The 13,546-nt window shown below is 40.9% G+C and carries 10 protein-coding genes and 2 pseudogenes; 1 reads left to right on the forward strand and 11 read right to left on the reverse strand.

Annotated elements, in window-relative coordinates:
• Nucleotides 1-62: 62 nt before the first annotated feature.
• From LX64_RS00660 to LX64_RS00690, 5 genes are all read right to left on the reverse strand, one after another.
• Nucleotides 63-1,472, reverse strand: coding sequence for an RtcB family protein (locus LX64_RS00660; RefSeq protein ID WP_111595678.1), 1,410 nt, complete (start codon nucleotides 1,470-1,472; stop codon nucleotides 63-65).
• 6 nt (nucleotides 1,473-1,478) lie between these two features.
• Nucleotides 1,479-2,552, reverse strand: a complete 1,074-nt coding sequence (locus LX64_RS00665) for an AAA family ATPase (protein ID WP_111595679.1) — start codon at nucleotides 2,550-2,552, stop codon at nucleotides 1,479-1,481.
• A 786-nt stretch (nucleotides 2,553-3,338) separates the two neighbouring features.
• Nucleotides 3,339-3,905 (reverse strand): DinB family protein, encoded by a 567-nt coding sequence (locus LX64_RS00670; protein ID WP_111595680.1) that lies wholly within the window; start codon nucleotides 3,903-3,905, stop codon nucleotides 3,339-3,341.
• Nucleotides 3,906-4,456: 551 nt separating this feature from the next.
• A complete protein-coding gene (locus LX64_RS00685) occupies nucleotides 4,457-6,646 on the reverse strand; it encodes a DUF3857 domain-containing protein (protein WP_111595683.1) in 2,190 nt (729 codons plus the stop codon).
• Between the two features lie 11 nt (nucleotides 6,647-6,657).
• Nucleotides 6,658-8,514, reverse strand: a complete 1,857-nt coding sequence (locus LX64_RS00690; protein ID WP_158538487.1) for a transglutaminase-like domain-containing protein — start codon at nucleotides 8,512-8,514, stop codon at nucleotides 6,658-6,660.
• Nucleotides 8,515-8,989: 475 nt separating this feature from the next.
• Between LX64_RS00690 and LX64_RS26395 the strand changes: the two are divergent.
• A pseudogene (locus LX64_RS26395) lies at nucleotides 8,990-9,076 on the forward strand (hypothetical protein); the annotation flags it as partial.
• 20 nt (nucleotides 9,077-9,096) lie between these two features.
• Here LX64_RS26395 and cobC read toward each other — a convergent pair.
• From cobC to LX64_RS00720, 6 genes and pseudogenes are all read right to left on the reverse strand, one after another.
• Nucleotides 9,097-9,576 (reverse strand): annotated as a pseudogene (gene cobC / locus LX64_RS00695) (alpha-ribazole phosphatase); the annotation flags it as partial.
• On the reverse strand, nucleotides 9,561-10,337 hold the full coding sequence (locus LX64_RS00700; protein WP_111595686.1) for an adenosylcobinamide-GDP ribazoletransferase: 777 nt from the start codon (nucleotides 10,335-10,337) through the stop codon (nucleotides 9,561-9,563). The gene LX64_RS00700 and the pseudogene cobC, both read right to left, overlap by 16 nt.
• Complete coding sequence (gene cobT, locus LX64_RS00705; protein WP_111595687.1) at nucleotides 10,334-11,377, reverse strand: nicotinate-nucleotide--dimethylbenzimidazole phosphoribosyltransferase; 1,044 nt, start codon at nucleotides 11,375-11,377, stop codon at nucleotides 10,334-10,336. Before cobT ends, LX64_RS00700 begins: the two co-directional genes overlap by 4 nt.
• 13 nt (nucleotides 11,378-11,390) lie before the next feature.
• Nucleotides 11,391-11,897, reverse strand: a complete 507-nt coding sequence (gene cobU, locus LX64_RS00710; RefSeq protein WP_111595688.1) for a bifunctional adenosylcobinamide kinase/adenosylcobinamide-phosphate guanylyltransferase — start codon at nucleotides 11,895-11,897, stop codon at nucleotides 11,391-11,393.
• A gap of 2 nt (nucleotides 11,898-11,899) precedes the next feature.
• Nucleotides 11,900-12,832: an ABC transporter substrate-binding protein gene (locus LX64_RS00715; protein WP_111596311.1), complete on the reverse strand. Its 933-nt coding sequence runs from the start codon at nucleotides 12,830-12,832 to the stop codon at nucleotides 11,900-11,902.
• A gap of 89 nt (nucleotides 12,833-12,921) precedes the next feature.
• Nucleotides 12,922-13,509, reverse strand: a complete 588-nt coding sequence (locus tag LX64_RS00720) for a DUF6580 family putative transport protein (protein WP_111595689.1) — start codon at nucleotides 13,507-13,509, stop codon at nucleotides 12,922-12,924.
• Nucleotides 13,510-13,546 lie beyond the last annotated feature (37 nt).

The following is a 13,546-nucleotide window of genomic DNA, read 5'->3' on the forward strand; positions in this document are numbered from 1 at the left end:
TATTGAAAAGGCCGTCTCTACAGCGTAGAGACGGCCTTTTTGTAATATTATTTATTGAGAAGTTAATCTTCCTTCGTACCATCATCCGCCATTTTAACAATGCGTGGTTGGAATTTTCCGATCACATCCACTAAATCAATTTGTTCTTTCATCACCAAATCAATGTCTTTATATGCTGATGGTGCTTCATCTAATCCAGCGCTTAGCAAGGTTACATGATTGGCTTTCAAGAAAGCATTTACATCTTGCCAGTTATTCGCTTTTTCGGATTGAGTTCTACTCATCATTCTACCCGCACCATGAGATGCAGAATTAAATGATAAACGTTCACCTTTTCCTCGTACTATATAACCCGGGGTGGCCATCGAACCCGGAATAACGCCTAATACACCTTTTCCCGCTGGTGTAGCGCCTTTCCGATGAACAATATAGTTTTTACCATCGTAGGTTTCTTCCCAGGCAAAGTTGTGGTGGTTTTCCACGCGTGCTAATAACTTCGCTCCTATTGACGTTAATACACGATGGTGAATGTCGTGGTGACAAGCAGATGCATACTCTCCTGCTAATGTCATAGCCAACCAATACTCTTGTCCTGCTTCACTATCCATAGATAAATACGCCAATTTTTTAGCATCACCCGGCAGCGGGCATACAGATTCGGCTATTTTAGAATAGTGTTGCGCGATTTGTCCACCAAGTGCGCGTGAACCGGAATGCGATAACAAAGCCACGTAATCACCAACAGGCAAGTTGAACTCATTGTCAACATCAGTAATTGTTACAATACCCCATTCTACGAAGTGGTTACCTCCACCGGACGTACCAAGTTGTTTCACCGCTTTTTCGTGTAAGGCTCGTAATAGTGGCAATGTTTTAAACGCCGGATCATCGAGCACCGCGGCATCATTGGGTTTCTTCCATTGACCGCCAGCGCCAAATTGCGTATTGTTCTCGATGGCAGTCGCTAATTTTTGTTTTGAATGGTCGAAACTCTCCAATGGAACGTCCACGATACTCAAGCACATTCTACACCCGATATCTACACCAACGCCGTAAGGTATTACTGCGTTTTCAGTGGCCAACACACCACCAATTGGTAGGCCATAGCCTTGGTGTGCATCTGGCATTAAAGCTCCACCGAATGTAACCGGTAGGCGCATGGCGTTATTCATCTGTGAGAATGCGCCGGCTTGGATATTGTTGGCACCGTATGTTTCGTAAGGTATCATCTCTTCTTTTAAAGAAATGGTTTCATCCTCCTTCGGCATAAAGTACCTTGCAATGGCCGACAATTCGGGGTCTTCGATGAACATTGTAGGGTTATCCTTAATATTGGATAAAAGGGTTAACACGTCGGCTTCTGAAAGTTCGGGTTTATAGTCCGACATAATAGCCATGGCTAATTTCATCACCGCAGTTGAGGGGTATCCAATGGATAATAAAGTTTTCCCTGTTAAGGGTGAACGTTTCATTGTTAGTTAGGTTTTTAGTTGAGCCGCTGCCACCTGGAACCCAATCTGCTGTTTCTCCGGTTGGAAGCTGGTCGACTTATAATTAATTATTTCTGTTACTGTCATCGGTTTCTCCACCTTAAACGGTAGTTTCAAATGATCAGCTAATTGCTGTCCTTTATCTACCGGCAATGCTTTGAACTCATATTTCGCAATTAAGCGTCCTTTGCGCATAAGCGCCTCGTCTATGGAGGTAAGGTCGCTATTGAATGTGCATATAATTTGCGTGCGCAAAACGTCGGCCAATAAACCGTCGCTGAGGTTGAGCAAATCGCCAACAGGTGAAATATTATTGTGCTTTCTACTGCCGATAATGTTTTCCGCGTCTTCAATCACCAGTATAGAATCCGGGTAATTCAACATCAATTTGATAAAATCCGGGCTCATAATGTTACCGGCGTTGTTGGCCGACAGGAAAATCACTTTTTTCTTAACACGACTGATAATGTAGCGTAGATACGTGGTTTTACCTGTACCAGGTTGACCATGTAGTAACACAATACCTTTATCTTTCTTCGTATTCAGGCGCTTCATCAATTCTTTATCAAGATCCACCAAGGCATTTTCGTAATATAAAGCTAAGTTGATGTTCGTTTTAGGAATTTCTAATTCCGTTAACGTGTACTCACCTTCGTGTACGGTAAGAATGCTTATCTCTGCTTTGCGAGATGGTCCGCGGTCTTTGCATTTTCTTACAAGTGACGTTACTTCATCTACGAATGCTTGTTGTTTCCCATTATGCAGAATATGACAATCATCGAATTCAAAATTCACCATGCAATCATTCTCCATCACGAAGCAAGCATAATATATTTCGTATTTACGTTTGTCTTCATTATAAAAATGATATACATATGGTTGTTTCACACGGCTACCAAATTGTTCCATGAATTTCTCCACGGCTTTGGTACGTTTTATATTCGTGATATCGTGAATTGTTGGGATATCGCCGTATGTGTTCAAGTAAAAGTTGATGGGGCTAATATAGCTTCCATCGATTAGCTCGCTGGATTCAGTAACCCGTTGTATGGCGTTATTCATTGTTGACTTACTATTGCTGCATTAGCCCAACCCGCCATGGTGACGGGTAGGCTTTTGCATCTCCTTTTTAATAATATAAATACTCAGTAATAATTGGGGTCACCACAATGTGACGTGCTAAACAATCTTAGCAAAGGCCCCTATGGGCAATAATACGATGTATGGATAAATAGTTTGTCATTTTATTTTAATTATGGGGAGAAAGGTGCTGCTGCCTTTTGCAACAGGGCATATAGTAGGTTAAATGGTAATATTACCTTTCCCTTTCTCCCCGGTTATTTTTGGCCATGATGGCCGTTTTTGGGGTCAAATATGGGTCAACAAAAAACCCGGCTCTTCGTACATCAAGGGCCGGGTTCAAGAAACGTGTCATTGCATAACGTTTACAAATCCTTACTTAATGTAGTTGTATATCGACTCTTACGAAAGCCTACGAGTTGCACGCCGGCCGCCTTTTGCGTGCCAGCGAGATTACTAACCCAGTAATATGTTTGCTCGATCGTATGATTCATTGCATAAAAAAAGCCCAGATCATTCGACCGGGCTTGTTTATATAAAGAGATTCTATTTATCTATTTACCATGAAAACAAATCACCGGTATTATATGTCCATATGTCCTTTCCGCCGCGTTCTCTCGCGTCAATCAGGATCATATGTAATACTTGCGGTTGCATTTTGTTTTCGTTTTTACTGTTTATTAATTTGATGATGCAAAGATAGATAAAATTTCTAAAACACAAAATTTTGTTAAAAATATTTTTTTTATTTGATGTGATAAAGAAATGTTATATAAGCACAGCGCGTGTTTCGAACTGTTTTTCAAGTTTTTGCATTTGCCTAATATGACGTTCGATGTGTTTAGTAAGGAAGTAGATATATTGATAGATATCTAATCTTCCCAGGTTATTCACACTCATCATTGTTTGTACAAGCCTACCCTCTCCATTTTTTAAAAGTGATAAATTATACATGCATTGTGCAAATTGTTGTTTCAGGAGATTCCGCACTTCGTGCATGTCTTTCTCCCCGTTAGGTTCTAGGTGCTGTGGGTTAATCCATCCGAACGACTTACTACCGATCACATCAATGGCGGTAAATTTTTCGTGGTAACCGGCTGGGGGCATCAAATTTAAACCGTCTACTTTTTTGTCGAGCGCGCGGCGAGTGGCCTTGTTAATCACAAGTAACAAGAAGTAATTTGTTAAGCTCACATGCTCCAACACTTCACGCATGTTCCAATGTTCGCGTGAAGGTTTGTAATGAAGCATCACCACGTCTTTGTCGAAATAACGATCGATCTCTTTGAAATTAGCCACCAAGGCTTCTTTTACGATTTGTACTACGTTTCTCATAGTATTCGGTTTTGGGGCAATACTTAATTAAGCATAACCAGTTTATTGTGATGTTGTTTTTTGCATTGTCAATTTTTAAACGACTCCATTAAAAGCAAAACCCGTTCCAGCTTAGCGCCGAAACGGGTTGTATTTATGTTAAAACGTATCGTTTACAAAACACACCTCGCCCGGCTGCATATACACTTGTACATGCACTTCGGCTCGTTACCACGTTTTATTAAAAACGCCGGTAACGTTACTGGTTTAGAGATAATTGTTGTTGTCATATTCATTACCTACGAAAATGAAAAAGGTCCCGCCTATTTTATTAAGCGGGACCTTTTCGTTATATCGTTTTAGATAACTTTTGCTTGTTAACTTACTTTATAACATGCCCGCATGCCCGCCGCCTGTTTCTTAAACTGCGCCGATGCCATCATAATATATTTACAATTGCGTAACATGAATATTGTTGTCTTTTTTAAATTGCTTGATGCAAAGGTAATTTTTATTTTTTTTACCGGCGCTAATTTTTATATAAAATTATTGTTACCGACCGCAAAGGCACATCATGAAGCCTTTTTCAGCAAAATTTTTTGATTCAAATAGGCATTGGCCGCATCCAATACCGGTAGGTAAAGCCCCCATTTGTCGGCCGTATCAAACGCATTTTTGTAAGTTTTCTTTACGGTTAATACCAGCTTGTTACCATCGATTTTTGCAGTGGTCACAAATGCTGCGCTAGCATTATCGATATTATAGTTCAGTTTATCGATACCCTCTACTTTGTATCCCGCTGGGATGTTAATGTTGAAATAGTATTCAAAGGAACGGGCGAATGGCTGGTAAATATCGGCTTTACGGGTTCTAAAGTCTTCCTTAATCTCCACTTGGCCACCAATCAGTTTACCCGCATCGAAGATGTAATTGTTGCCGGCTCGCTTCAATAAACCATCCAAAGAATACGCCGTGGTATACACAAAGGCAGGCTCCTTCGCCGGGTGCATCCCGCTTTTTACAATCTTCAATGGCTGCACATTTTTCGGTTCCCGCGAATATTCAGATTCTATACTGCTTTTTACAACTTCCTCCCGGTCTTTCCTCGCTTGTGCAAAGGCTGTTTTATATTCACTATAAATAGTTGAGTTAGCCCGCGTATCGGAGTAGCTGCTAAGAAGACTTTTGCTCGATTTTAACCATTTCCTTTCATCATCATAATAATCCTCGTACAACATCAATTCCTTTTGTGCATCTTCTCTAAAGGCCCCGCTACAAGAGGTTTCTCTTTGTAAGTTGATGAGCGAGAAGCTAGAGTCAATTGATACTTCGTATTTCTCCGATTTCAGATTGTCGTTGAACGTAGAGAAAGGAAGATGGTAAGTATCCGGTACATCAATCTTTTTTGATACGCCAAAGGCTTCTGCTTCCTGTCCTTCAAATTCTGGTGGTATAGCACCAGCGGTCGTAAACATGCCTGTATTACTAAAATATACAGGTTTCTCGCCCGTGGTAGCCAGCAATACATCGTAATCGCTGGCATTGTATAGGTTCGTGGAATCAGGGCCATATTTCGATAACACAATTAAGAAGGCTGTTTCTATATCTACTTTCTTCAATAACCCGTTCAAATATTCTAAGAAAAAGGTGTTTTTAAATGAATAGCCATTCCTGTTAGCTCCTACACTAATAGGTTCTGCCGGGTCGGCATGGTAAAGCAACCTAAAACGCAATAAGTAATATGCGTATTCCGCAATGTCTTCTTCTGTGGCTTTCCTGTTACGTTCAATATATTCTTTCAATTCCTTGTAAATCTCTTTATACAATGGATACATCGAAATTGGATATTGTGAACTACGAAGGCTAGCTATGGCTGCATCTTTGATCTTTTGTTGCGATTTGTCTTTTACAATATCGCCAGGACGTAATACCTCGCGGCCGAAGTTCCAGCCACTGGTAGGCACCGCAATGGTCATCCGGATCATGGGCAACTGGCGCATTTTCGACATCCATAGATCAAGCGGCGCTTTCGGGATATCTTTTACGAGCAAATCGAGCGACTTTATCCCGTTTTTCTCGCTTTGTACGAAATCGGGTGCATTATTGGCTAGTTTGTAATAAATAGCGAAATAACGGTCGATATTGATTTGAATACGGTAGTTAAGAATAGGGTTGTCGCTGGCAAATATGTAGTAGTCGTAAATTGGCGTACCGCCTGGCGTCATCGTTTCATCTTGGTACCACACGAAATAATCTAATACGTCGCCCACTTGTAAATCTGGAATGGCTAATTTCTTCTTCTTGTTACGGTTACCTTGATCGGTTAATACAGCTTCGTCAATATTAACGTCTTTCACTTCCCCGTTAGGTTTAATTACCCGGGCCCCTATAATGCTATTGCGCAATTTGCGACCACGGGTTTGATCAATAAACTGGGTATAGCTTAATTGAGAATACGTTTCTAATGCAGCTTTGTCGTTGATTTTGATGATTTGACGAAGAATGTTCGTCATATTACATACACTCCTACCCCTCTTGTCGCCTGAAATAATCTCTGTTCTTGAAAGTATGACAGCAGATTCTTTTTCATATTTCGCCGGTACTTTATAATCGGTGTAATATGCTTCCTTCCAACCGAAAATCTCTTTCCTGATATCGGCTGCTAGCTCGTTGTATTTACGTTCTTCTTTCGATGATTGCGCAAAGGCAGCCAATGGTAATAGTAATACCAGGTAAACGACAGCCTGTTTAATATAGTTCATATAGTAGGTTGTTATGATTTGGATAAAGTGATTTGGTTGCGGTATAGCTCAGTCAATGCTTTCACGTCTTTATTCCATTGCGACATTTCGCTTTTGGGTAAACGTGTATTTTTTAAGATGATTTCTTTTTGATAAATAACCTGGTCATTCTGACGCTTATACCCCACTTTGATGGCATATGTGGGCCTATCAATCATCACATCTTTCGGAAGATCCGTGGCTTTGTAGCCTTTAGGTAATATCAGTACAGTTTCGTGGAGGGTGTGACTTTTATAAGGAAATAGGTAGTCGCTTTTACGCTTGGTGGTATCAATTTCCAATCCTTCATATTCTTTTCTAAAGTCAATTTCCAAGTACATATCTTTATCAAAAGCAGTAATGGCTTCTTTATGGCGAACGTTATATTTGAAGCTTAAATCGGTGTTCCAATTGCTGAGATCTGATGTAACAAGGTTTTGTATATCACATCTTTTATCATCTTCTTTCAAATATGTTAAAATGGCTTCGTCGAGTTTATTTTTCTTAATGTTGTGAACAGCTGTTAGCAAGAACTCCATAGACTCGCCTGTGTACAGAATTTCATTAGAGCCTACCAAGTCTGTACCTTCAATTTTCAATACACGTTTTTCTGATGTTACGTTTTGTTTATAATCGCGTAACGGTACTTTTTCCAAGATATACTTGTCGCCATCTTCGATCATTACTTGCCGGCCTTGGATGCGTTCAGCATATTGGTCAAAACCAATGTACGATTCTGTTGCATCTAGGAAGTAACGCTTCTTATTTAGTTGCACGGCGCAGATCATATGGTTATCTACAGACAGGGAAGGCAAAGAATAATCATATGCGATATGATTGGTACCAATCCAACACAAGCGCGCATCTATGCCCAACGAAACCAATAACTCTTTCGTGAGGTTAGCCATGCCTTTACAATCACCGTATTTTTTCGATAGTACATCTTGCGCTTTAGCCGGGCGAAATCCAGCAATACCATCTTCAAAAGCAATATATCGAATGTTATCCTGTACGTAATTAAACACAGCTTTCACTTTGTCTACATCAGTAGTAGCATTCTTTGTAATCGATTTTGCCGTAGCAGCAATCGAAGTAGGGTCATTCCCAATTGTTTGAACAAGCGAGCGGTACCAACTATATAAATCGGCAGTTGTTTGGAAAAACGTTGTTTTCCCATTTTTTGCATCTGCATAATGCGACATTACCAATAGGTGTGGTAATATGTACGAAGGACCAGGGGCAGCATTCTCAGCATCCCGGGCTTCCCAATTACGCACAGTATAGGTAATAGTACGGGTTTTAGAGCGCTCGTCGCGGCTGGTGGTTTTAAGAATTTTTAAGGGCGATTTATCAAAGTTCATCTCCTTAATATCCACATGCATCCAATCTGGAATAACGAACGTAATTTCTTTTCGCATGGTGAAATAGGGTTCGTCAAAGTAGATAGCGGTTAAATAGCGTGGATCAAGAATGGTTTTCTCCAATTCAACCGAGGCTTCGGCACCTTTCTTTTCCAAAGGCAATTCGAAGTAGCAGATCTTTTGATCGGAATAGAAGTACTCGTCAACCGCATAATACTTGTGAATAGGTTTTACATTGAATTTTTTACCATCCAGTCGAACACGTACATCGTTGATGGTGGATTTCTCATTGTAAAAGTCGGCGTAGCCGATAGTGGTTCTGAACTGTGTACACAAATATTGTGTCACATCCGTTTGCAGCACATTTACCTCGTTGTTTCTATTGAATGTAAACTCGTAGCGTTCTGTTTTCTCGCGGATGCTTACATTTTTCTCCCCGGGTTCTGTTGCGAATACATGCAGGGCACACATGAGTAAGCATGTGGCCATAGTTAGGACATTTTTAACTGGGATCATAAGGGATAAATAATATATGTAAAGATAGCTTATTAAGTGAGAAAGTATAATGCATCGACTTGCGCCGAAGGTAAGTTAAAGACTTTCAAAGGGAAGTATAAGTCTTTCAAAGGCAGGTTAAAGTCTTTTAAAGGCAAGTCAAAGGCATTTCAAAGGCTTTTCAAAGGGTCGTCAAAGGGAAGTCAAAGGCTCGTCAAAGGCTTTTGTATAAATAAGCACTTTAATTAGGCTATTTGCGACAGCTAAATTCACCAAAAGTTTATAAAAAGCAACAATAAGTTTAGCCTTAGTTAACGATTTGTTTATATGGGAAGGGGAATTTCGGGTAAAAGCATACTTCGGAGGAAATTAGCGCAGTCGCCCTCGCAGTTTTATCGATATACACGTTATTGGTAGCATTTGGCTCATATTCGAAAGGTTGATTGCTACGTTTAGGTATGCAGGCAATGTGGATTTTATTTTTTACGTGGCTTATTCTTTTGGGAATATCGGCAGTATATCCACCTTCCCGCGTTCAAATTGCAAACGAATAATTCCACCGTACGGTAACTTCATTTGGAAAGAATCTTTTAATGGAATTTGCTGTACATATGCTATAATAGCTCGAATAACACCGCCATGTGCAATAATTATGGCATCTTCATTCCTCGACATCACCTCTTGGAATATGTCCACAGTGCGGTTGTACAATGCTTGGTAGCTTTCGCCACCTGGTGGCGATTGGGTTACCCAATCTTGCATCCAAGGCTCCATTTCTTGTGGTGAAATATCATCCCAAGCACGCATTTCCCATTCCCCGAAATCTAGTTCTACCAAACGTTTATCGGTAATAAGCGGCTGGTCGAATATATGCGTCGCCAATTTTGCACAGCGTTGTAACGGGCTTGTATAAATTTTAAACAGTTGGTTGGGCAATAGCTTTTTAATCATGGCCGATTCTTCCAAGAAGCTATCGGCCACATCAAGATCAGTAACGCCGTAACATGTACCTGTAGGTACACGAGGCGTAGTATGCCTAATTAGATAAATTTCCATACCGCACAAATAAAAATGTAAATCGTGGTTTCAGCGGCTTGTTGTAATGCACCAAGGCAATCACCTGTATAGCCTCCAATCCAACGCTTCATCAGTTTTACAAAGTATGCATATACCAGTATTAGCGGGATAAACATCAACAAATACTGCCATGGCAAATATTGTGTAATAATGAATGCTGCTAATGGGAAGATGGCTGTTAAGGTAGCGAAAATGAAATCCAATGTTTCCATTCCTTTCGCTATGGGCTTTGCTTTACTGTCTTCGTTTTCGCGTACATAGTGCAAGTTGTACACCACATTCAATGCAATCCATCTACTTAAGGGGTGTGCCACAAGTATAGCCGTAATAGCCGTATATAATGTCATGCTACTAAGGCAGTAAAATTTAATCAGCATAACCAGTACCAGGCCCAACATACCGTAGGTGCCAATACGACTATCTTTCATGATGTCCAAGATTCGTTCTTTCGTCCAGCCACCGCCAAAGCCATCACACATATCGGCGAACCCGTCTTCATGAAAAGCACCAGTTGCCCAAATACCAGCCACCAAGGCTAATATAACAGCTACCTCGAAAGGTAAAATGAGCGAGGTGAGGTATAAACTACCGGCAACAATGCCGCCTATTACCCAGCCTATAAGGGGAAAATAGCGGGTGGCTTTGTTTAACATATCTTCACTATGACCAATGTTCTTAGGCACACGAATACGTGTATAAAACATCACGGCTGTTAGGAAATAATGCCATTCTTTTTTCATGATTCGATGTTTGAAACCTTCGCTTCTGCAAAGCTGCTCATATTATTTAAAAATGCTACCGCGGCTTGTATTAAAGGCATTGCTAAAGCAGCTCCAGTACCTTCTCCTAAGCGTAGGTCGAGCTGTAACAAAGGTTTTACTGCAAGGTTACGCAATAATGCTTGGTGACCGTTTTCGTGCGAGGTATGAGCGAATACACAATATTCTATTACTGCAGGATACAATGCTAAAGCGGTTAATAAGGCAGTACTCACAATGAAACCATCAATCACGATAACCATTTTCAGTTCTGCAGCTTGTAAAATAGCGCCTACCATCATCGCAATTTCAAAACCACCAAAGGTTGCCAGTGCATCAAGTGGGGAAGTTATGTTCGCATGGAAAGCTTGAACTGATTTTAATACTTCGATTTTACGTTGTAATAAATCGTTGTTATGACTAGTGCCGGCACCTGTGCAGTCTTCGATAGGTGCTTGCGTGAAATAGCTCATTAATAAGGCAGCAGCGGAAGTATTACCAATACCCATTTCGCCAAACCCAATCATGTTGCTACCTTGTTCGAAGGCGGATTTCACAATAATGGCACCTGCTTTAATAGCTATGTCGCGCTGTGCGTCGGTCATTGCTTTTTGCAAACGGTAATTGGCTGTTCCGTATGCAATTTTGGTGTGTATAATGGGCAATGAAGGATCGAAATCGTGTGCTACACCTGCATCTACTACTTCAAGTTTAATATTATTAAGTTGGCTAAAAGCATTGATAGCGGCACCTCCTTGCACAAAGTTGTATACCATTTGCGCTGTAACTGCTTGTGGGTATGGGTTTACTACGCCTTCTTCCGCAATTCCATGATCGCCTGCAAATACAATAATCGTTGGGTTGTTTAACTGTGGGGAGAGCGTTTGTTGGATTTTACCAACTTGAAAAGCAATTTGCTCAAGCACACCTAATGCGCCGAGAGGCTTGGTTTTTAAGTTTATTTTTTCTGTTAGCGCGGCGTCTAATTGTTTACTAGGTGCCTCGATATGAAATGTTTTCATTGTTAATGGTGGTTTATTGTTTGATCGTAACAGGGATACCCGATACCATAAGTACAACTTTTTCGGCTAAGCGGGCTACATATTGATTGGCAAACCCTTGCAAATCGGTAAACTTGCGACCTATCTCCGTTTCTGCATGTACGCCCATACCCAGTTCGTTTGTAACAACAATGAAGGTACCTGGCATTTTCGCCAAGGTATCGATCTCCATTTTAAAAATGGTTAAACTACGATCTATATCATTGTTCTCTTGGATAAAGATATTTGTTAGCCATAAGGTTACACAGTCTATAACCACTACGCGGTTGGCGATGGGTAATTCCGAAACATGAATAGGTGTTTCGAAGTTCGACCAGCGATGGTCACGGTCTTGTTGATGGCGTGCTACGCGTTGTGCAAAATCTTCGTCCCATACCTTGGCAGTAGCAACATACACGGGATTTTCACTGAGCGAAAGCGCCGTTTGTTGTGCATAGCTGCTTTTGCCGGAACGAGCGCCGCCGGTAATTAATTGCAACATATTTATACTTGAACGGTTTCTTGGAAATATGCGCTGTACTTGGGTTTTAAGCGATCGCTTGTTTGGAAGATAGATGGGTGGAACAAATGTGCCAACACTTCAATACCATCTACCAATGTACTGGCGCTAGGTTGTGTGAATAAGTCGTAATCGGCAATGTATACTTCTTTGTTCTTCACGGCTTTTAAGTCGTTCCAACCAGGCATGCTGGTTAATAGGTTCAACTCTTCTTTACTTCTTTCTACCAAGAAACCACAAGGTGCAATTACCAACACTTCTGGATCATATTTCAAAATCTTCTCCCATGGCGTTACAATAGAATCGCCGGCAGGATTGGATAGCATATCTACACCACCTGCATATGCAACTTGGTAGGGTATCCAGTGACCGCAATTATATACAGGTTGCATCCATTCCATCAGCATTACACTACGGAGTGGCGCGCGGTTGGCACGTAAAGTGTCTAAGATGTAATCTAGGCGAGTTTGTAGTTGTGCAAGGTGCAAGTAGGCTGCTTCTTCATGACCTAATGCTTTGGCAATCGTAATGGCACATTCAAATACATCTTGCAAGTTATTTGGACTCAGCGCCACAAGTTGTGGTTGCTTTGGAAGCGCATCAATAGCTTGTTGTGTACAACGGGTATCGATTTGGCATACTTCACATACATCTTGGGTAAAGATCACATCAGGCGAAATACCTGCTAATAATGGCTCATCAACATAATACAAACTTTTTCCTTGCGCTTTTGAAGCGGAGAAAATACGATCAATTTCAGTGCTGCTATAATGATGACCTTCAAGCACACAACGCACTACAGCGGGCTGGCCTTTCGCTACCGGGGGGCATTCGAAGGTAACGCCTTTTAGGAGATGACCGAGCTGCATATCGTATATCATTTGCGTGGCAGCAGGTAAGAAAGAAGAGCAAATCATACGGGGAAGGTTTTTCAGTTCAAAAAAAATCCCGCTCATGCGCCTGTAAACAAACGGAATGAGCGGGAAATATTGTTAAATATGATGCATTAGCGAGCAATGGCCAATTGCGGGTATTTTTGTTTCAATAGCTCGAAGCTACCAAACATCAAACCGCCATAAACCAAGTTACCCATTAACATTCTTTGCATAAAAGGAATCGCAAGATCCAAACATTCTAAGTAGCCATTTAAATCTTTCGTGAAAGGTTGGCCGGTAATAATGTTTGTACCACCACCTATCCAAACGCCGAAATCAGATACAATCCAATGAATAAGCGCAGCGCCTACAGCTCCCAGGATGAATTTGAAAATTGTTACTTTATGAATCGCTTGACCGATTAATACCATCAAGGCAAACGCCAAGTAGTTATAATACCAGCCACTGTATAATACGCCGTCCATTTTGTAAATAGCGAGGTTGATCACTACATCACTCAAAAACAACGTTAATAACGGGAAGAAATACGCTTTCCATTTATCAGTGAAATAAGCACCACCAAATAAAGCCATGGCGCCAATTGGTGTGAAGTTAGATAGTGGCGTGAGTTGTCCGCTATTGAAAACCCTGATAATGCCTACCGCCAAGATAAACAGTAAGAGTACGCCAAAACGTGGGTTGATTTTTTTGTTTTGCATGATAACAGTTATTAAAAACGGGATAAATATACGCTAT

The sequence above is a fragment of the Chitinophaga skermanii genome (assembly GCF_003259335.1).
Taxonomy (GTDB): Bacteria; Bacteroidota; Bacteroidia; order Chitinophagales; family Chitinophagaceae; genus Chitinophaga; species Chitinophaga skermanii.